The organism is Stenotrophomonas sp. P5_A9, from assembly GCF_056400525.1.
In genome coordinates, this window is sequence record NZ_JBFULC010000006.1 from 1 (window position 1) to 19,693 (window position 19,693).

Genomic DNA, 19,693 nt, shown 5'->3' on the forward strand with positions numbered 1-19,693 from the left:
CCACCCACGAYCACGCGACCMACCCACGACCACGCGACCAACCCACGACCACGCGACCCACCCACGATCACGCGACCCTCCCACGACCACGCGACCCACCCACGATCACGCGACCCTCCCACGACCACGCGACCAACCCACGACCACGCGACCCACCTGGTAGAGCCGGGCCATGCCCGGCTGGCCGCGCGCAGCGCGGCCCTTCCGAAGGCCAACCCACCTCCGCCACCGCGACGCTGCGTACCCGGCATGGAACAGTCCCCACCACACTCCCCCACAACCACCATGTTCCACACCAACCCCACCACGCCAACCCCCACCCCACAAACGCCCCACACGCCCGCACCGTCCCCCTTCAACACCCCACCCATCGCACAAACCCAGCCAAAACCCCGCGTGGAACCACGCCCCCACACCCCCAACCTGTCCCCCCACTGTCCCAAAGACAGCCCCATCCCCCTCCATACGCACCCGTAGCGAAGTAAGCAAACCCCTTGGTGCGCTACACTTTGCGGCTAGAAATCTAAAACAGTCGCGCGCGTGCGTGCGGTCATGGGAGCGCAAATGAACTGGTTGAACGAGGTGCTGAACAACGACCCGAATCCTGTGGAAACCCAGGAATGGATCGAGTCGCTGAAGGCCGTAATTGATGTCGAGGGCCCTGAGCGCGCGCATCAACTGTTGGAAGGCATGGTGGAGCTGACCCGTCGTTCGGGCGCGTACCTGCCGTTCTCTCCCACCACCGAGTACGTGAACACCATCGCGCCGACCCTGGAGGCCAAGAGCCCGGGCAACGCCGAACTGGAATGGCGCATTCGTTCCATCATCCGCTGGAACGCGATGGCCACCGTCGTGCGCGCCAACCGCAAGCCCGGCGACCTGGGCGGCCACATCGCCTCCTTCGCCTCCGGCGCCACGCTGTATGACGTGGGCTTCAACCACTTCTGGCGCGCCCCCAGCGACAACCATCCCGGCGACCTGCTCTTCATCCAGGGCCACAGCGCCCCGGGCATCTATGCGCGCTCCTTCTTGGAAGGCCGCATCGACGAGCAGCAGCTGGACAAGTTCCGCATGGAAGTCGACGGTGGCGGCCTGTCCAGCTACCCGCACCCGTGGCTGATGCCCGATTACTGGCAGACCCCCACCGTGTCCATGGGCCTGGGCCCGCTCGCCGCCATCTACCAGGCGCAGTTCCTGCGTTACCTGGAAAACCGTGGCCTGATCGAAAAGTCCGACCGCAAGGTGTGGTGCTTCATCGGCGACGGCGAGAGCGACGAGCCGGAAACCCTCGGCGCCATCGCCCTGGCCGGCCGTGAAGGACTGGACAACCTGATCTTCGTGGTCAACTGCAACCTGCAGCGCCTCGATGGCCCGGTGCGCGGCAACGGCAAGATCATCCAGGAACTGGAAGGCGTGTTCCGTGGCGGCGGCTGGAATGTCATCAAGCTGCTGTGGGGCGGTTACTGGGATGCCCTGCTGGCCAAGGACACCAACGGCGTCCTGCGCAAGCTGATGATGGAAACCGTCGACGGCGAGTACCAGAACTGCAAGGCCTTCGGCGGCGCGTACACGCGCGAGCATTTCTTCGGCAAGTACCCGGAAACCGCAGCCATGGTCGCCGGCCTGTCCGACGACGACATCTGGCGCCTCAACCGTGGTGGCCACGACCCGCACAAGGTGTATGCCGCCTACCACGAAGCCGTGAACACCAAGGGCATGCCCACTGTGATCCTGGCCAAGACGGTCAAGGGCTACGGCATGGGCAGCGCGGGCGAAGCACTGAACCCGACCCACCAGACCAAGAAGCTGGACGACGACGCCGTCCGCCACTTCCGCGACCGCTTCAACATCCCGGTGACCGACGCCCAGCTGGCCGACGGCCAGGTGCCGTTCTACCACCCGGGCCCGGATTCGCCGGAAGTGAAGTACCTGCAGGAACGCCGCGCCGCCCTGGGTGGTTACCTGCCGCAGCGCCGTCGCAAGGCCACCAAGAGCTTCAACGCACCCAAGCTGGAAAGCTACGAGCGCCTGCTCAAGAGCAGCGGCGAGCGCAGCTACTCCACCACCATGGCCTTCGTGCAGAGCCTCAACATCACCCTGCGCGACAAGGAACTGGGCCCGCACATCGTGCCGATCGTGGCCGACGAAGCCCGTACCTTCGGCATGGAAGGCCTGTTCCGCCAGATCGGCATCTACGCGCCCTTCGGCCAGAAGTACAAGCCGGTCGACGCCGACCAGCTCATGTTCTACCGCGAAGACCAGAGCGGCCAGGTGCTGCAGCAGGGCATCAGCGAGCCGGGCGCCATCGCCTCGTGGATGGCCGCCGGTACCAGCTACTCGGTCAGCAACGTGCCGATGCTGCCGTTCTACATCTACTACTCCATGTTCGGCTTCCAGCGCGTGGGCGATATCGCCTGGCAGGCAGCGGACATGCGTACCCGTGGCTTCCTGCTCGGCGGCACCGCCGGCCGCACCACGCTGAACGGTGAAGGCCTGCAGCACGAAGATGGCCACAGCCACCTGGCCGCCGGTGGCATTCCCAACGTGCGTAGCTATGACCCCACCTTCGGCTTCGAAGTGACGGTCATCCTGCAGCACGGCACCAAGGCCATGATGGAAGATCAGATTGATGAGTACTACTACATCACCCTGATGAACGAAAACTATACCCACCCGGAAATGCCGGAAGGTGCGGCCGAAGGCATCGTCAAGGGCATGTACCTGCTCACCGACGCCGGCAAGCCGAAGAAGAACGAGCTGCGCGTGCAGCTGCTGGGTTCGGGCACCATCCTGCGCGAAGCCATTGCCGCGGCCGAGCTGCTGGAGAAGGATTTCGGCGTCACCGCCGACATCTGGAGCTGCCCGAGCTTCAACGAACTGCGTCGCGATGGTTTCGATGCAGAGCGTTACAACCGCTTCCACCCGGAAGGCGAGCAGCGCAAGGCCTACGTGACCGAGCTGCTGGAAGGCCGCCAGGGCCCGGCGATTGCCGCCACCGACTATGTGCGTGCGTATGCGGACCAGATCCGTGCGTTCGTGCCGATGGGCTTCACCGTGCTGGGCACCGATGGCTTCGGCCGCTCGGATACGCGTGCGAACCTGCGTCGCTTCTTCGAGGTTGACCGGTACTACATCGCGCATGCCGCGATTGCGGCGCTGGCCAAGGAAGGGAAGATGACGGGTAAGGATGTGGCGCGGGCGATCAAGCAGTACAAGATTGATCCTGAGAAGGCTAATCCTGTCGGGGTTTGATGCTCTCCCGAGATTGAAGTAACTGAGGCGGCCTAACGGGCCGCCTCTTTTTTTTGTAGAATCCGGAAAGTGCTAAGTAATAAGAGCGGCCAATTGGAAAACTGGGGTCCACAGCGATTGAATAATTTTCCTCAACACGCGTAGCGCTATTAATCAGACCAAAATCCCAGCTCACGGGGGGCAGAATGAAGTACAGGGACAGTCAGTTGGACAAGGATCTTCGAGCTTGGTTTGGTAACGACATGTCCAAAGCGCTGCTGAGGTCAATCACTCTGCGACGCGGTTCTCTCAGAGGAATCAACTCTCTTGATATTAAGTTCGAGTACCCAATTGTCGCCTTCGCTGGCGTAAATGGTGCAGGAAAGTCAACCATTCTTGCTATGGCATGCTGCGCGTTTCATAACAAGCCAAAGGGGTTCAAGCTACCGCGGAGAAAAAACACCTACTACACATTTTCAGATTTTTTTATCCAACACTCAAAAGAGGTAGCGCCACAAGGAATCGAAATTGACTACAAAATTGCCTACAACAACTGGACCCCGGCGGAAGAGGTGCCCACTGGCATAGGCATAGCCACTCAGGCTCGTTGGAAGCAGAAGGGTGGAAAGTGGAACGACTACGCGGGTCGTGTCCCTAGAAATGTAGTGTTCTTGGGGATCGAAAGAATCGTCCCACATTCTGAGCGGAGCCAGTCCAAGTCCTATTCGCGCTCCTTCAAGGATGTTCCAACCAAAGGTTGGGAGGACGACGTAATGTCAGCCGTAGGAGCAATTCTGGGGAAAAAGTACGACGAGTTCCGATACACTGAGCATTCTAAGTACAGTCTTCCGCTAGTTCGATGCGGAGATGTGATCTACTCGGGCTTCAATATGGGTGCTGGCGAGAACGCGCTTTTCGAAATTTTCTCTAACATATACTCCGCAGGCGATGGCGCTTTGCTGGTGCTCGATGAGGTCGAGCTCGGACTTCATTCCAGAGCACAGCGGATGTTTATGAAGAAGCTGAAAGAGGTGTGCAAGAAGACCAACACGCAGATCATCTGTACCACTCATTCTCGTGAGATATTTGAGTCCCTTCCAGATGATGCAAGATTTTTTGTAGAGTCGGTCCAAGGGAAGACTCGAATTACAAGTGGTGTTTCGCCGGAGTTCGCTTTCTCGCGTATGGGGGCGGTACTGAAATATGAAGCGACCGTGCTTGTGGAGGACGATGTGGCGCGTGCCATTTTGCAGGAGTGTCTTGCGGCAGACGTGCGAACGCGTATTCAGATCAAAGTGGTCGGATCCGCCAGTGCACTTTCAAGGCAGCTTGCGGCAGCTTACGTCCGGAAAGAGGATCGCCCCACCATCTCGGTATTTGATGGTGATCAGAGAGTGCTCGAGAATCGGAATTTGAGTCATGCGAAAAAGATGGCCGAAACGGTCTCGGAAGAGTTCGGTGCGTGGTTTAGAGCCTCCGCACTTTATTTGCCGGGAGCTACGTGGCCGGAAGCCTGGTTGATCGAGCAGTGCAAGACACATCCTGGACAGACTGCGGCCGCGCTGGGGTTGGATGCTGATGATGTGTTCGATGTACTCGAATACTCGCTCCAAGCAGGCAAACATAACGAGTTCGCGGAGCTTTCGAAGCATGTCGGGCTGGACAAATCACTTTGCCTGCAGAAGGTCTGCGAGGTCGTCGTCGGCAACTTATCAGAGAACTTCGCTTCCCTTCGGGACGGCATTTCAGCGTTGCTCGAATAGTCACGCGTTCCTATTTGCACCTTTCGCGATACGCGAAAGCTCCATTTAAATACTGGTGTATCGAGTTCAAATCCAGGGCGTTATGCGTCAGTGCCGGCCTCTTGTCTTGGTTTCTGAGGTATATCATCAGAACAAGAAGCGAAGGGCTGATCGACGAACGGTTTTGGATGCATGGAGAGAAGGCAGTTCTGAGTTCGGCCGAGCAGGCGGGCCGGGTGCAGTTGTGGCGCTGGACCCACGAATGTCCACGCAGTTCGCAAGAATCCCACCCGAAGTGAAAGAGTCAAACGTAACTAGGGAGGTTTAGGTGAGCGAGGGCGCAATGGTAAAAGAGCCGCAATGGGATGCCGTGGCACCCCATTGGAATGAGGAGCTCCGCTTCACTGCGGATGACCTGCGCCAGCGAATCGAGCTCGTTTGGCGTGTCAGTCAACACTCTATACATTCCGCTGACAAGGACGCGACCGGTCGCCTGGACCTTCGACGCCAAGTCATTCGACGACTCAGTCGACTATGCAGAGCTAAGGCGCAACCCTCTTCGTCATCGAACATACTTTCCTTCTGGCGCGAAGATCCATCCGGAAAAGAATCAACCTGTGGTCGTCCCAGTGGCGGCAGGCCCCCTGGCGGAGCGGCTATTCAGAACAATGCGTGGCTATTGGTCGATGCCATACTCCAAGGGATATGGCAGAAGATTGCGATTTGTCGTCATGGACGCTCACCATGACGTGGTTATTGTGATAATCGGGTTGCATTCGCCAAGTGCAGACTTGGCATGCTGGGATGATTATTTGGGTGTGTCAAAGCCGCAGAAGCTGGCCAAGGACCGTGTGTAGTGAAACAATGATCGACAGAGCCGCTGGCCAAGTGTCTCTATTAGAGGCGCCGGTGGCTTGAAGGCGACCGGTGCGGCTTGCAAAAGAGTCAGTTGAGAAGCCGCTGAAGGCCGCCGCCCAGGGTTTGGACGAGGATTCGTCAGTTAGTTGGCGTTTTCGATCGCAGTATCACATCTTCGATTAGCCGAAGCACGACCGACATCCTCAGCGCAATAACGGACCCCCTCCCATCACCATGCTCAATTACCACGCCAACCACCTTCTGAGGCTGCAGTGGAGGAGAATCTTCACTGAGGCCAGCAAAGATCAATGGTCCTCCGCTAAGGCCAATGTGACCAATGGTGTTCTCTTCAGCACCGTCGCTCCCGATCGCCCTCGCATCGCGATTCATTGCTACGTGAGTGGCGGTTGACATTCCACGCTTCGCAAACTGCTCTATGGGAAGTATCTCCATATCGGTGTACTGCGCCCTCCGCGGGCTAAGCCTCTTCTCATTAGAACTCTTGGGGGATACTTTCTTGTTCTTGGACCTCGGGAATCCGATCATTGTCAGTGCGCGACCACGTGACGTCGTAGCAGTGTTCTGCTCGATCATGCTGCTTTCTACAACCGGGACCCTCGCTATTTCATCGTCGGTTAGCTGGTGCCACGCGAGATCGATCGGATCCTCGGCACGGCCAGCTACGTCTGGCGTGGAAACGTGCCATTCGCCCACAATGGACACGAAAGAATTGTCCGAAGTGGTTCCAAGTGCAAGCTGCCCAACAGATTGATGATCAATGACATGCGCCGCAGTGATCAGGAACTGTCTCTTGCAATGCTCAATGCCAAAGCAGGTTCCAATATGTACTGGGTCTCTGCCTGCATCGAATCGGTAGATTGGGAAGATCGCATGTGCGAAGTTATCGAGGGCATCCTGTTTAGCTCGGTCTACAAGCTCTTTAGCACTCATCTAGTATATCTCCATGGTGTATGGTCGTGACTCTGCCTCGCTATCCGGAATTTTTTGCTCCCGCAACAATTCGGCCGGAGAAACTTCTCTTACGAGTAGGTCTCGTGCGAGCGCCTGTGTGGGCGCCGGCGCCGGCGTCGCGAAGGTCCGAGGGGTTAAGGGTTTTTTGCTACCTAGCTTCAGGCGTCTCCTGCCCCTATAGCTATACGAAGCGCCTCCTCGAACTGAAGAATCGCAGCCTGAGCTTCAGCGCCTTGAGAACTCACGCCAGCCCGAATTTTTGCTGCTGCAGCCTTGACTACTGGGTCGTTTGATTCTTGGGCAACCTCCAGCGCTACCTCTCGGAGCACATCATCAACCAGCTGCCTTCCTTGCTTGGATAGACCAACAAAGTAGATGTATCTGTACTCAATGGTTCCAGTCAGACCGAGCTTGATGTGATCAGCTAGCGAATGAAAGCGCGGATGGAAGTAGTCCACGAACTCATCGTGTTCGGGATAGTCCAGTGCGCATGGCGGAATAGGCTGATAGCACCCATCTCCCTTGATGCGGTTGCATCGCTCGCACGCAACCGAGATGTTCCAGAAGTGAAAAGAGAAACGGCCGTACACTGATGCCGGAAGGACGTGCTCCAGCTGCCTAGCGTGGCCGCCACGTGGCATGGACTGGCCGCAATAACAGCAGTTGTCTCTCTGAAGTCCAGACAAGTGAGCTCTCAGCGCAGACATAATTGATATGCCTGTGATGTTCGCGTGGGTTCCCGTCCATGTGGTGCCTCGTAGATTCGACCATTCATTGGCGGCGCTATGGCGCGCCGCGGCGTCAAAGAATTTCTCGCGTTCGAGAATCTCCTGTACGTCAGTCCTGTTCCTTACGACATCGTGGCACACTGCTAAGTATGCCGCTTCCTCGTCGATCTTGACGCGGCTGCCAGGTAGTGTCCTCAACGTGCACCCTCCTCTTCGGTAGCATCGGGTACGGCGCTCGTCAGCTCCTGTAATGCTTGGCGAGCAGTCCGGATAACCATGAGACTTCGCTCAATTCCTGCCTCATCAAGCTGATCAGACGCCTCGCGAACCCGCCGGCGCATCTCACCAAGCTCGCTCAAAAGTGGACGCAGTTCCTCCTTATGCGGAGTCTGTCTATTCATGATCCCAATAGCGTCAGCAACGATCACAGCGCAGCGCTCATGGACCATACGGTTGTTGGCTGTATGAGTATGAAAGCCGTTGAAGAGGACGCTCTCGACGGACCTTCGATCGGAAGGTTTAATGGGAGTAAGGCGCTGCTTACTCGCGGAAAAGCAAAAGCTCTGACCGTCAGAGACGCTCGAGATCAGTAAGGGCGAATGTGTGGCGACTAGTATGCTGCATGAGAATGCGTGGCTGATCACGGAGAGTACTCTCGGTAGAACTCTCTGCCAGCCCACGTGGAGACTAATCTCGGGCTCGTCCACAAGGATCAAACATTGCTGATCTGCATGCGCTATGATCTTAACAACCAAGCTCACAATCTGCTGTTCGCCAGAACTGAGATCATGGAACGGTGTGATGACACCGTTTGACTCTGAACGCATGAGGGCAATCTGCATGCCTGCTACATTGATGTTCTCGGTTAGCTCCTGATTGAGAGAGGCATCACCTCCTACCTCGATCGTGCGCTCAAAGATCCGGTCTCTATGCGCGTTCATGCCACTCCCTGAAGACTTCAGCGGCATCAAGTAGCGGCGGGCATTGAAATCTATGAGGCCGAGCACGTCGTTGAAAACACCAAGGCGCGTAGGGCAACGATGAATCTGGATGAATTTACGACAGACGTCAGTCGCGAATCTCTTCAGGTTTGCCGTCTGCTCTGAGGTGCGTGCACCCTCATAGATGAAACTCTCAAATCMTGGGGAGAGGTCCTTCTTTAAGGGAAATCGGTCTGAAGTGCTGCAGGAAATGCCGATAGTCTTACGTTCGTGGCTGCTGGAAGTGTGTGCAATCTCCCTTAAGAGCAAGCTCTTTCCCTCTCCGTTGTTACCAATGAGGTAAATTGTGCGACCGCCAGTGACGGAGGGGTGCAGGAGATCTAACAGTGGAGTTCCGTCGATGCCTGAAAGTGAGGCATCTTCCGCGGCCCGAAGCACATACTGCTGCGCCAGAAGCACATTTCCCTTCGCCTCGATCTCCCTTTGAGAGACCACGCGGCAAAGGCCCTTGACGTTCCGATATCCGCCCGCGAACTCCCGATCAAATAGGTGTCGATAGTGTGCCGCGGAGTCCTCATGACTTGAAGTTGCCCATCGGGAGGATACGCTCTCACCTAGAAACAAGTTCACAATGCGACCGGCAAATTCAGCGAGCGATCCGTACTCTTGGCGACCTGACGGTACCTCCATAGCGCTGGCGTTTATCATCAGCACGCCTCTGCGGTCCATGGCTAGGTTTTCGCGGATAAGCCACGCGCTTTTGCCCACGCGATCTCCCGGGGCTCTAGGGAAGTCAATGACCGCGACAAGCCTTCCTTCTTCCAGCAAGTCTCTGCGGATACCCATAATTGCATGACGGTTGGTTGTACGCTCGGTCCCCGAGGCAACTACGAGCATATTTCGTGCACCAAAATCCCACTGGAGAGACCGAAGCATCTGCAGGGCGCTCGACGTGCCCTCAAATATGCTTCCCCTCAGAAGAGACGATAAGGGTCGACGGGCTGGTGGATCTACTCTGAAGAATGATGCACGACCGGATCTATCCCCGGGCCTCAGCATTCTGAGGCGTGTGGAATGCTTACCGTGAAGTGAGAGACGCATGCGCACCTCGAGATCGAACGAGCCGACTTGGAAGACGATGGCAGGCGCGATGCTTGAGAGCACCTTCCGCCAGCGTTCGTTGCCCCCAGTCGCGAATAGATCTCCTGACTCGCAGAAAACATCGACAAGAGTATCCTTAGATCGACTAGTGGAGTTTGCAAGGGATGCGGAAAAGTGGGACAGAAAGCGGTGCCTCCCGCTTTCGTTTTCAGCAAGTCTAAGGAAGCGATAATCAAAGAAGTAAGCGAGTGTGCGGCGAGAGAGAGCTCTCGCACCGGAAAGAAATCGCAGTGCGTGGATGATCAGATCCTTAGGTGCGCCCTCCCCATCGAATGGTAGAGCCTGGGCGAGATCGAGCTTCGCTCGAACGTGGTTCATCAGAGCTCCCCACCACGCTGTAGTGCTTCTTCCAGGAGGCAAGCGATCAGTCTCTTGCTCTGCGAGATCATCACGCTGGATTACCCATGCATAGAGTGCCAATAGCGTGAGTCGTTCGTACTGCTGTTCCGTGCCGTCGTGATATGAGCCGCGGCAGGCGCTATCAAAGTCTCTCCAGAAGCGGCTTGCGTCGAGTTCAAGTTCCTCCATGACTAGGAGCTCCTCTCATCATGTACATACAGTCGGTGGCTAGATGCTATGGGTGAGAAGCGAACAAATCCATCGCTCGGATCGCCTTTAGCTTGAATGTCGGAGGGCAATCGAGAGGGCTGTTGGCCATGCGGCTCTGTCTGCCCCTTGCCCTGCATCGACGCGCGGCGAGGCTCGCGAAGCGATCTCGCTACTACCGTTGATCAGGAATATCGAGAGCCCTCAGGGAACTCGCTCATGCGTCGCTGAGCGGACAATAAAAGAGGGAATGTCTACTAGTGTGATTGATCTACTGTGTGTCACGCTTGTTGTACAAATCTCTGATCTAGATGAGATAGCTCCGCGATCACATCTATCTCGGTGAWGCGTTCATAGAGACCCTCCAGATCTGAGCTTTTAACTCGAAACTGGCTCCTCTTCTTCGAGATTGCTCTTCCTTCAGAAGGCTGTTCAAGTTTGATGCCAGGGTCGTAGTAGACGCTGGCATTTGCCAACGAGGCGAGGAGGCGGCCAAACTCAGCCCCTGTTCCCAGGAGGACGCGACTTCCAAATCTGTACTTCGGGGCATCCCCGCGCATTATCTGTGCGGGAACAAACGCGGCCTTGGCGTGCTTTGACTTCCAGTGATCTAGCAATTTTGCGAATGACCATGACATCGCTACATCACCCGCGTGATCGATCATCACCACTGCGCCGTCCGGACGGTACTTCTGGCTTTGCCGATCATATCCGTGAAGGTCTATCCGGAGCTTCTTGTTCGATTTGATCTCGGCCCCGACTTTGTATACGCCGCCGAAGTTGGTTCGACCAGATATTGTCCGTGCGGCGTGACCATATGCAGTCAGGAATGCCTCAATTCCATCCGAAACGTACGTTCCTCCATCCGGTTCGGGTGTGAACAGCGTAACAACGCTACTTCCTGGCTTCTCAGAGTTCGTTACGCCTCGAGCCTTGATCTCCCAGCCGTGAAAGTCAGGTAATGCAAACCCATTTGAGCGGATCCCGAGCAGTGCCTCAAGCGTATTGCCGTTGCAGTTGGTTGCCCTGCAAGGGACGACAACGCCGCGTCTGTCCAAACGAATCGAGTCGTTCCACCCCGAGCGGTGAATCCTTGCAAGTGCCCCCAACAGAGCGAGGTAGTCGTCTGAATCCGAGTTGTGAGGCTCAATCGGCAGCTCGCGCAATGCCCCGTAAGCTTCGTGAGGTTGATCTGCATTGATCTGCCTTGCAGCCGGGCTCTCTGGCGGGACAGCGATAGCTACAATCGTGCGCCGGCTCGTCAGTCCGATCAAGAGGATCCGGTCGGGTACCGTTCCGAGCTTGTCCTTGTCGAAGAATGTTGAAGGCGCGTAGCGCGCGCCCTTCAGGAAACCCGACATTCGGACTTCGGGGTACTGCGGATAGAAGATCAGCTTGGCCTCTGGAGCCTTTGATGGTTGTCCTGTGCTGGTGATCCAGTACATCTCCAATGGGGCATGGAAGACCGGCTCGGTGTTGCCAGCCTTGATTGAATAAGAAGAGTGTGCAACGACAGCGCCAGAAGGAATCCGGCTCAAGTCCGATAGATCGGGTGCCAAGTACACCTGGTTCTTTGAGTTGGCGTTCTGTGGAAGTTGCTTGTAGAGGATCTCGGTAGCTCCGTTTGCCACAAGCATGCTCACAGCTGTGCTGAGCTCGAGGTTGTAGAGCCACTGGTCCCGGTCATCCACCTTGGAGTTCATGTCAAAGTCCTACTCGGCAGTAGAATGAAGTGCGTTTTGCTCTCATCTTCCGTCCATAATCACGAGTTGATGATGGATCGCGCCTTGTCCAGGCACTGTCGCATCAATGCATCGATCCTGACATCGGACATGACCTCAAAGGCCAGCCCCGCGCCATCGAGGTTCATCTGCTTCATGAACTCGCGGAAGAGCTTCTCGCCGTCGAGAAGGTCTTTCTCGTTCGAGAGTAGCCTTACTACACCACGCGAGAATGTCGGTCTGGAGGCCATCGCCGAACGCTCCAAGAAGCTGAGACGGATGTCGGCCCTGTGGAGTATTCGTCCAAGAACGGATCCGACGTTCGCTGCGTCGATGTGGCGCGCAATGTGGTAGTTCCACCAAAGGCGTGAAATTGCGTGGTCATCCCGGCAGGCTGTAAGCGTCGGAGCAAAGAAGTGCTTGATGATATCGGCTGTGGACTTCTCATCCGTCGAGCTGTCAGAGATCCATCTCGCGCGTGAGTAGGTCAAGCCTTCGACATGACTCATCCGGACCCACAGTCGGTTCTCACGCGCGACGCTTGGAGATAGATGGCCAAGTGCGTGACCAACGATCAGTGAGTTCTCGATCTCGCTGGCAGGGGAACCGTCGGTGCTTAGCGTGGACAACTCGGACAGATCCGCACTCACGGAGAGAGGAATCCGCCAGTTTCCCGCTGACTCCATGTCGAGAAAGTCACCGCTCCGGTAGCGGTCCAGGTTGTCAGCAACTGAGCCGCGAAGGTCGATGGCGACCTGCTCGCCGACGTATAGCAGCTTCTTCACGCGTTCACTCCTTCAAGGACCTTGCCTAGGGCTTGCAGAGGTCGATCCAGCAGGTGCTGGGCCGCCTGAGCAAGGTCGCAGGTCACGATGTCGATTCCATCAGCAGTGCAACGAGCGCTCATGACTGTATGCCATCGTCGCCCCTCGTGCTGACCAACTTCCCTCATCGCGTCAAGAACGTACATGAGGGTGGGCAGGTATAGCGCAGACAGCAGTACATCCCTTGCTCGGTTGTCACGAACGATGGACAACACGCCGTGGAGCTCGGAGCTCGCTAGAATATCGATGGACTCGCTGTCAAGGTTGATGCGGAACTCGMCTTCTGGAACGTCGGCCATGAGCTTGAGGTGGAAGATGGACTCCAGGGGAGCAAGCTTCTCCAAACCAACCTCATAAGGGAACTCCTCCGTGACGGCGATAACGTCGCCAGCATTGGCGCAGCGGGAGTCCACCGGGAACTCATCATTGATGGACGGTGACGTGAGCGCAAGTTTGTCTGCTACAGYGACGACGACGCCGCGGATGTTGGTTCGCCCACGCAGCTTCCCGTCGGAGAGATCAAGTCGGAACTGGTCCAGCCCCGTAATGTGGAGGTCATCGTAGTAGGTGTCACGACAGGTCAACATAATTCCTGCGCTGGCTTCGCCGCACTGTACCAGCTCAAGAACATTAGAGTCCTCGATACCAAGCTTGCCGGTAATGAAGAGGCTTCCCGTATCGGGATGCTCTTCGATTTCCAGCTCAGCTGTAAGCGAAAGGACTCCGTAGTCCAGCGTCTGATTGGAAAGCACGGGGTGGGGAAAACGTGCGCTGTCCTTAATGCGCATCTTGTTCTCCCTTGATGGGGCTGAGAACGACCGAGATCGGACCGAGATAGGGTCGCGAGAGCTTGATCTTGATGGACATCCGTGTACCTGCCACCGCACTGATCCTTGGTGAGTGGGAGGAGGGAGCGTCATCCAATCCGATGATCGTCAGCGCTTCATCTGAAACTACTCCAATTGCAGATAGCTCTAGAACTACTTCTGCCGAGGCCTCTGGCGTGAATGAGAGTAGCCGAGTGGTGCCTCCATCGGAAACTGAATTTCGAAGGTTGGTGTACGCAATACTGCGACCGCCGCGACCGCCAGTCGTGCCTCGACCAGGACCCTTCCGGTCACCGGTGGTGGCACCCGATCCCTTGGAGCCAGGCTTCTGGCCTCCAGAGGACCCGGATTCTCCACTGTCGCCCTGACCTATCGCCGGTGGCTGTCTCGTGAGTTTCTTCGTCACAGTGGGGCGTTCCGGGTTCTCGTCCATGGTATTGGGATCGGCAATCGGCCGCTCTCCACCCGTGCTGGCGAAGAACTGATTCATCTCGTCAAGAAGCACGTCTGACTCGGCAGCCGCTGTCGTCGAGTCCTTGATGAACTGGCGTATCCAGTTCCCGACCTTCTTGAACGCGGCCTTGAGCTTCTTGCGAAGCCTTTCGTCATCAATGCGGTCGGCGGAGATCTCGTCGTGGCGCGGATTCTCCATGTCGCGAACACGGGCGCTCGTATCGCGATCGTCCGGCTGAAGGACCGCGACAAAGTCTCTCGACAGCGAGAAACGACGAAGTGGGTGCCCAAAGTGACTGAGGTTGTCAGCAATGTACATCCCGTTTCGTAGAATTCCGACCCGCCGTGGAAGCCCTTCGTGCTGAAGCAGAGTCAGCGTGAAATTCCCGGAATCGGGGGCTTCGTACTTGTCTACCGAAGAAGCATCCGAGCAGAGTGCGTCGAGCATCGCTGCACTGAATGCCAGGTCGTCCGAAGTTCCTGTGCTCTCCGCTGCGGCGTGGATGAGAGGATTCTTGAAGAGATCGAAAACCGTTGTAGCGTCGATCTCGATGTTCTGCTCGAGTGGTGAGATGACGCTGAAGCGGATAGCGCCGTCCCGGATTGCGGAGAAAAAGTTCCTGATCAGCGACTCCGCGATCAGCCATTGCCAACCATCTGTCTGTGCAAACCCGATGCTCGCGACAGTGGTTCCTGTTTCGGTTCGGCGGAGCCATTGGGGAAGCTTTGCAACCTCATCGACCGGCTGATACGGGGGGGGGGCCCAATAACCGGTTGCTCTCAGCGGCTGACCATCTTCGTGGGAGATCAGAATGCTCTTGCCCTGCGCAAGGTGACATTCGTTGCCTTCAGAATCCGTGTAACGCGTGGAGTAGAACACGGTTCTGAGATTGGAGATCGCAAAGGCCGCGTTCTTGCCGATGCCAAAGGATCCGCCTGCATCCGCGACGTTCTTCTGACTGACACCAGAGGATTTGACGAGGGCGTGGAATGGGCTGCCCTCAATCGCGGGTCCAAGCAGCCCGGTTGTTCCGTAGTCTTCAACCAGAAGAACTGGCATTGTCTGCTGGTCAGTGAGAGCAGCTGCCCGCGTGAAGAACTCAATCTCTTTCTTACGCCTCTTGCTCTTTGCCTGAGAGAGGCAGGCTCGGACGGAGGATGCGAGATCCTTCAATCCCGGAATGTCGCCCGTGGGGACATCCAACAGTCGAAACACCAGGTGAACCGTATTGGAGTCTTGGTCCTGTGCTTTAGCCGCGGCATCCAGACTGTTCTGGGAGCATTCCCGCGCTACGCCCGGGAATGGAGACCCTTTAAATGTCTCAATGCCTGCGTGACCCAGCCCTTCTTCCTCGAGTCCCGGGTTTGGTAGAAACTTCCARCCTGTCATTCCATTGCCCCTGTGAAGATCACGTGCAGATGCAATTAAAGCAGCCGCGCTTGAGCTGGGCAATGTATCCGTTCGTCGCAGGGGCAACGCTGCCGAGTCGCATTCGACTGCCGTCAGGTAGGGTGACGGATTATTGACGCTTGAGTAATTGAGTGGGCGAGTTGATCCAGTGCGTGGTCAACCGCGGTTTGCTCCTGACCACGGACTGCGCWTTCCCAGAACTCGATGACGTTCCATCCCTTGGCATGAAGCTCGAGCTGAACCCGGATGTCCCGGGACTTGTTTGAGTCAATTTTTGCCTGCCAGAACTCTGGCCGGGTCTTGGGCAGCCTGTATAGCGGGCAATCATGCCCATGCCAGAAACAACCATGGACAAACAAGACTGTTCGATACTTGGGTAGAACAATATCCGGCCGCCCGGGCAGCCCAGCCCCACCCAAGCGGTAGCGCAGGCCTCTCGCATGAAGGCCCTTGCGAACAAGGACCTCCAGCTTGGTGTTCGCGCCTCGGATCCGCGACATCTGCGCGGATCGCTGCTCGGGAGTGAGGCTGTCAACCAATGTCAGGCCTTCGCCTTCTTTCTGACGGTTTTGGCCGGCTTCTGCTTCGCGTCCTCCACAAGGTAGGGCACCATGATCCGCGCAACTTCGCTGATGACGGGAACGACCACGGAGTTGCCAAACTGCTTGTAGGCGCGGGTGTCCGAAACCGGAATACGGAAGTTTTCGTCGAACCCCATCAGGCGCGCGCACTCGCGCGGGGTGAGTCGGCGGGGATTCTTCTTCAAGCCTTGGGAGATCAGGATCTCCGAGCCATCCTTGTAGTAACGGGCCGAAAGCGTACGGCAGGTGCTCTCGCTGTTAACCAGCCCGAAGCCGAAGCCATTACCCTTGTCGCGGTGCTTCGCGGCGTAGTTCTGCAGGTAYTCCCAAAGCTTGTCCGACAGCGTGTACTTGTCCAGCACCTTGCCCTTGGTACCCTCGATGTACGGGGAGTCAGCAGTCTCGGTGCCATCCTGGCTGTGCAGCACCGCGCCCATCTTCGGAGCCTCGTCGAAGCTGGGCAGCTCGACCTTATGGATGTCGAAATCATTGGGCTCGCGGAAGCCCACAATGATGATGCGCTCCCGGTGCTGCGGGCCGAAGTGCTTGCCGTTGATGACCTTGTGCTTGACTTGGTAGCCCAGCTCGTTCTGCAGCACATCAATGATGGTGGAGAACGTGCGGCCCTTGTCGTGGCTCATCAGGTTCTTCACGTTCTCAAGCAGGAACGCACGCGGCTTCTTCTCGGCGATGATGCGGGCCACGTCAAAGAACAGGGTTCCCTGAGTCTTGTCGGAGAAGCCGTGCGGGCGGCCAAGCGCGTTCTTCTTGGAAACGCCTGCAATGGAGAAGGGCTGGCAAGGGAAGCCCGCCAACAGCACATCATGGTCCGGCACATCGGCTTCATGGACCTTGGTGATGTCCTCGGCAAAGATATGCCCGGGGCCATCATGGAAGTTGGCCTTGTAAGTCTTTACCGCATAGGGGTCCCATTCGCTGGTGAACACGCAGCGGCCACCCTGCTTCTCAAAGGCCGTGCGGATGCCACCGATCCCCGCGAATAGGTCGATGAAACGGAACTTTCCTTCGCCGGTCGGCGGCTCGCCGAAGGGCAGCAGGCGCTGGCGGATCGCGTCTGCAATGTAGGGCTTGGGCTCGGTCTCGCGAACTTGCCAGCGTTTGACGGTCTTCGGATCAACTCCAAGGGCTTGGGCGACCTCCTTCGTTGAAAAGCGCTGGAGGGAAAGGTCGATCAGCTCGTACGTATTCATGGATGCTCCGGGAATTCAGCGGACAGTATGTCCAATTTCGTCCCGTGGGTGAAGAGGGGGTATCGCTGGAGGCAGCGCTGAGGGGTCAGGGAAGCCCGTGTGGGACGTTGACACTGGGCCGTCTCAAAGACTGCGACCGCAACTGGTGCAGTCGATGGAGCTTTGCCGTTCAAGAGGAACAAACGATTTCCAAAGCTCTTCACCATCCCGAATGATGTTCACCGAGCGTAGAAACTCCTCTGGCACCCACCTTCCTTGCCATCCCGGCAAGGGCAAGCCCTGCAGGAGGTCCAACATGTTGACGCCGTGGGAAGACGAACCCGTTGACGCGCGCCCCAAGCGCAAACCCTACGCCCGCCCCGCACGCAGCTACCGCGTAGGCGCGCTGACGTACCCGGACCGCGAAGAGCGCGGTCCCACCGAGATTGTCCCCTACCTCAAGCTGCGCGGCCGCTGGCTGGACAAGCTCGGCTTCGACGTAGGCGCCCGCCTGAAGGTTGAGGCCACGCACGGCAGCATCACCCTTACGGTGGTGGAGCGGCCGGTGGTGGTGCCCCCAAAGATCCCCAGGAAGTTGCAGCGGCAAGCCCGCTGAGCGGCAGCGCCCAGTCGTGCGGTGGGCCGCTGCACGGCCATGGCCCGCCAGCCCGTGCAGGGCCCATGGCCAGATGACGCCGGTGCGTGCCGGGGCTCGGCAGCACCGCACGATGACAGGCAAACGCCAGCACATCGCTGCACGTCCGGTGCGGTGTGGCTGTGCATTCGGTTTCACTACCCAGCAGTGGGAGCAACTCATGAGCAAGAGTGTCTTCATGCAGCTACAGATGGAAGCCGGCTTGCGCGCCAGCTTCCAGGAAGCGGCCGAGCGCCAACACCGACCCGCCGCACAGGTGCTGCGGCAGTTGATGCGGGCGTACGTGGTCACGCAGTGCGATGCAGAGGCGGTCGCTGTGGGCCGAAGGCTTGAAGCGGTGAGGCGCGCAGCGGCGTCGGTGGCGCTGGATGCGCCGGCGGTGGGCGAGGGGCCGTTGGAGGAGGCGCCGGGGTTTTCGAGCATTGATCGGGATCTGGAGGAAATGGCACGGCGGCAGCAGGGGTGGGGGTGCTGTCCGTTTGGTGTGGCGTGAGGTACGCAGGTCGCGCTGGCGTGGCTGGATGCTGGTGATGGTAATTGCGGGGCGGCCCACCAGACAGGCGGGCCGCCCTGCGGTGGGCTGGGTAGAGCTATACCTGCCGACCTACTGTGCGAAGTGAGTACCCCTGTCCGATCCGCACACCCTCGGGATGCACACGTCCATAGACGTGTTCACAAAGCGCGAGGCGTGCACAATACAAGCCACAGAAATCGCGGTGTTCTCCCTGAATGCGTTGGCGTAGTGGGTGACGGATGCGTACGAGCAACGCCCATTGTCCACGCCAACTGTCGCCCTCCGTTCTCCCCCCACCGAGCTCTCTACTCTTATCTGGCCATTAGATGTAAAGGTGGCGCCGACAGGGACACGGCCGTTTGGAGCAATCGCGGTCGCCCAGTCAGCTGCCTTCGGTTGACTTTGACCCTCATCCAAAGCATCCGCATCCGAGCTGCTGCAGGCCCAGCCCGCAGCAGAACCGACAACGATGCCCTCGCCAGGGGATGGCGACATGCCCATCGCGTCGCAGAACGCCTGGTGGTACAGCTTGGTGGCCTCGGTCTGCTCATCGTAACGATAGACGTGACGTCCAAAGCCATCTGACTTCAGCAGCTGATCCACCTCCACCATTCCGCCGTTGAAGTCGGTCCATTCGGTTCTTCTGATGATGTGCCCAATTCCATCCGACTCCGCCACAACCTGGTCAACGCTGAGTGGCCGTTCTTCCGCGCATAGCTGGGCGGACGCCAGGATCCCGATGACTACTGCTATTGACTTCATTCTCACTTAGAACCTCCTGCCCACGAAATGTGGAGGGCAAAGGGTCATCCTTGGCTACGGTCAAGTCAGTGATCAAGGTCGTGTGCTGGAGCTTTGCAGGTTTTTCCTACCATGATCTGTGCAGTTCAACATCCTTGGGCGGTCAGGTGTAATGCGAAAGCGGCCCTCGTGTTCGTTGTGGCGGATATCCAGTTGATTGCGCTTGACGAAGTGCTCACGCCCGAAGACGGCGTGACCAAGCTCGCGCAGCTCGCCATGGTGAGGGACGAGTGCGTGGATGAGTAGAGCTGCATCTCCCCGCCGAGCGGTCGCATTCTGCCGCGCACGTAAGCTATGCGCACTCCAATGCGTAAACCCAAATGGTGAAGAATGAAATAGCGTCCGGCTGGGGCGCAGCCACCTGCGATCCATGTGGGGAAGCAGAGTGCGACGCGTACGTCACCAGATATCACAATATGAGCTTGATCCTGCAGCGCGCTTAGCCGCAGTGTCTCACTTTGGAAGAGAGCTTATGACCACGGACCATGCACCGAGAAAGCGCTCGCATCTCGAACAAAGTGAGAACTTCCATGTATC

Annotated in this window: 16 protein-coding genes; 6 read left to right on the forward strand and 10 right to left on the reverse strand. The window is 57.7% G+C overall.

The features are described from left to right. The first annotated feature begins 564 nt into the window (after positions 1-564). From aceE to AC1DR7_RS03130, 3 genes are all read left to right on the forward strand, one after another. Positions 565-3,252, forward strand: coding sequence for a pyruvate dehydrogenase (acetyl-transferring), homodimeric type (gene aceE, locus AC1DR7_RS03120; protein ID WP_256775082.1), 2,688 nt, complete (start codon positions 565-567; stop codon positions 3,250-3,252). Positions 3,253-3,494: 242 nt separating this feature from the next. Beyond that, a complete protein-coding gene (locus tag AC1DR7_RS03125) occupies positions 3,495-4,994 on the forward strand; it encodes an ATP-dependent nuclease (protein ID WP_478052918.1) in 1,500 nt (499 codons plus the stop codon). A gap of 389 nt (positions 4,995-5,383) precedes the next feature. Then, complete coding sequence (locus AC1DR7_RS03130) at positions 5,384-5,830, forward strand: Druantia anti-phage system protein DruA (protein ID WP_478076394.1); 447 nt, start codon at positions 5,384-5,386, stop codon at positions 5,828-5,830. A gap of 139 nt (positions 5,831-5,969) precedes the next feature. Here the strand turns inward: AC1DR7_RS03130 and AC1DR7_RS03135 are convergent, their stop codons facing one another. The 9 genes from AC1DR7_RS03135 to dcm all read right to left on the reverse strand — a co-directional run bounded on the left by AC1DR7_RS03135 (position 5,970) and on the right by dcm (position 17,207). Beyond that, positions 5,970-6,782 carry a hypothetical protein gene (locus AC1DR7_RS03135; protein WP_478052310.1) on the reverse strand — a complete coding sequence of 271 codons (813 nt, stop codon included), beginning with the start codon at positions 6,780-6,782 and terminating at the stop codon, positions 5,970-5,972. Between the two features lie 179 nt (positions 6,783-6,961). Then, a complete protein-coding gene (locus tag AC1DR7_RS03140; protein ID WP_478052311.1) occupies positions 6,962-7,729 on the reverse strand; it encodes an HNH endonuclease in 768 nt (255 codons plus the stop codon). Next, positions 7,726-10,161 carry an AAA family ATPase gene (locus tag AC1DR7_RS03145; protein ID WP_478076395.1) on the reverse strand — a complete coding sequence of 812 codons (2,436 nt, stop codon included), beginning with the start codon at positions 10,159-10,161 and terminating at the stop codon, positions 7,726-7,728. Before AC1DR7_RS03145 ends, AC1DR7_RS03140 begins: the two co-directional genes overlap by 4 nt. 299 nt (positions 10,162-10,460) lie before the next feature. Further along, positions 10,461-11,882 (reverse strand): MvaI/BcnI family restriction endonuclease, encoded by a 1,422-nt coding sequence (locus AC1DR7_RS03150; RefSeq protein ID WP_478076396.1) that lies wholly within the window; start codon positions 11,880-11,882, stop codon positions 10,461-10,463. Positions 11,883-11,941: 59 nt separating this feature from the next. Further along, the gene (locus AC1DR7_RS03155) at positions 11,942-12,685 is read right to left on the reverse strand and encodes a DUF6339 family protein (protein ID WP_457320974.1); all 744 of its coding nucleotides are present in this window, start codon (positions 12,683-12,685) and stop codon (positions 11,942-11,944) included. After that, positions 12,682-13,512 carry a hypothetical protein gene (locus AC1DR7_RS03160; protein ID WP_478076397.1) on the reverse strand — a complete coding sequence of 277 codons (831 nt, stop codon included), beginning with the start codon at positions 13,510-13,512 and terminating at the stop codon, positions 12,682-12,684. Before AC1DR7_RS03160 ends, AC1DR7_RS03155 begins: the two co-directional genes overlap by 4 nt. Beyond that, entirely contained in the window at positions 13,502-15,220 is a 1,719-nt protein-coding gene (locus AC1DR7_RS03165) for a hypothetical protein (RefSeq protein WP_478076398.1), read from the reverse strand. Before AC1DR7_RS03165 ends, AC1DR7_RS03160 begins: the two co-directional genes overlap by 11 nt. A 287-nt stretch (positions 15,221-15,507) precedes the next feature. Further along, on the reverse strand, positions 15,508-15,954 hold the full coding sequence (locus tag AC1DR7_RS03170; RefSeq protein WP_478076399.1) for a very short patch repair endonuclease: 447 nt from the start codon (positions 15,952-15,954) through the stop codon (positions 15,508-15,510). A 2-nt stretch (positions 15,955-15,956) separates the two neighbouring features. After that, on the reverse strand, positions 15,957-17,207 hold the full coding sequence (gene dcm / locus AC1DR7_RS03175; RefSeq protein ID WP_478053019.1) for a DNA (cytosine-5-)-methyltransferase: 1,251 nt from the start codon (positions 17,205-17,207) through the stop codon (positions 15,957-15,959). Between the two features lie 295 nt (positions 17,208-17,502). Between dcm and AC1DR7_RS03180 the strand changes: the two genes are divergently transcribed. Both AC1DR7_RS03180 and AC1DR7_RS03185 read left to right on the forward strand, forming a co-directional pair. Next, entirely contained in the window at positions 17,503-17,802 is a 300-nt protein-coding gene (locus AC1DR7_RS03180; RefSeq protein ID WP_457321650.1) for a SymE family type I addiction module toxin, read from the forward strand. A 199-nt stretch (positions 17,803-18,001) separates the two neighbouring features. Continuing rightward, entirely contained in the window at positions 18,002-18,334 is a 333-nt protein-coding gene (locus AC1DR7_RS03185; RefSeq protein ID WP_478051592.1) for a hypothetical protein, read from the forward strand. Positions 18,335-18,445: 111 nt separating this feature from the next. On the opposite strand, the gene AC1DR7_RS03190 is transcribed toward AC1DR7_RS03185, so the two are convergent. Then, the gene (locus AC1DR7_RS03190; protein WP_457321654.1) at positions 18,446-19,117 is read right to left on the reverse strand and encodes a hypothetical protein; all 672 of its coding nucleotides are present in this window, start codon (positions 19,115-19,117) and stop codon (positions 18,446-18,448) included. A 111-nt stretch (positions 19,118-19,228) separates the two neighbouring features. Between AC1DR7_RS03190 and AC1DR7_RS03195 the strand changes: the two genes are divergently transcribed. After that, positions 19,229-19,402: a hypothetical protein gene (locus tag AC1DR7_RS03195; RefSeq protein ID WP_478053020.1), complete on the forward strand. Its 174-nt coding sequence runs from the start codon at positions 19,229-19,231 to the stop codon at positions 19,400-19,402. Positions 19,403-19,693: the final 291 nt, after the last annotated feature.

Bases quoted from the DNA above. Each gene is read 5' to 3' on its own strand.
- aceE (WP_256775082.1), top strand. From the start codon at position 565: ATGAACTGGTTGAACGAGGTGCTGAACAACGACCCGAATCCTGTGGAA.
- AC1DR7_RS03125 (WP_478052918.1), top strand. From the start codon at position 3,495: ATGTCCAAAGCGCTGCTGAGGTCAATCACTCTGCGACGCGGTTCTCTC.
- AC1DR7_RS03130 (WP_478076394.1), top strand. From the start codon at position 5,384: ATGACCTGCGCCAGCGAATCGAGCTCGTTTGGCGTGTCAGTCAACACT.
- AC1DR7_RS03135 (WP_478052310.1), bottom strand. From the start codon at position 6,782: ATGAGTGCTAAAGAGCTTGTAGACCGAGCTAAACAGGATGCCCTCGAT.
- AC1DR7_RS03180 (WP_457321650.1), top strand. From the start codon at position 17,503: ATGTTGACGCCGTGGGAAGACGAACCCGTTGACGCGCGCCCCAAGCGC.
- AC1DR7_RS03185 (WP_478051592.1), top strand. From the start codon at position 18,002: ATGAGCAAGAGTGTCTTCATGCAGCTACAGATGGAAGCCGGCTTGCGC.
- AC1DR7_RS03190 (WP_457321654.1), bottom strand. From the start codon at position 19,117: ATGAAGTCAATAGCAGTAGTCATCGGGATCCTGGCGTCCGCCCAGCTA.
- AC1DR7_RS03195 (WP_478053020.1), top strand. From the start codon at position 19,229: ATGATCTGTGCAGTTCAACATCCTTGGGCGGTCAGGTGTAATGCGAAA.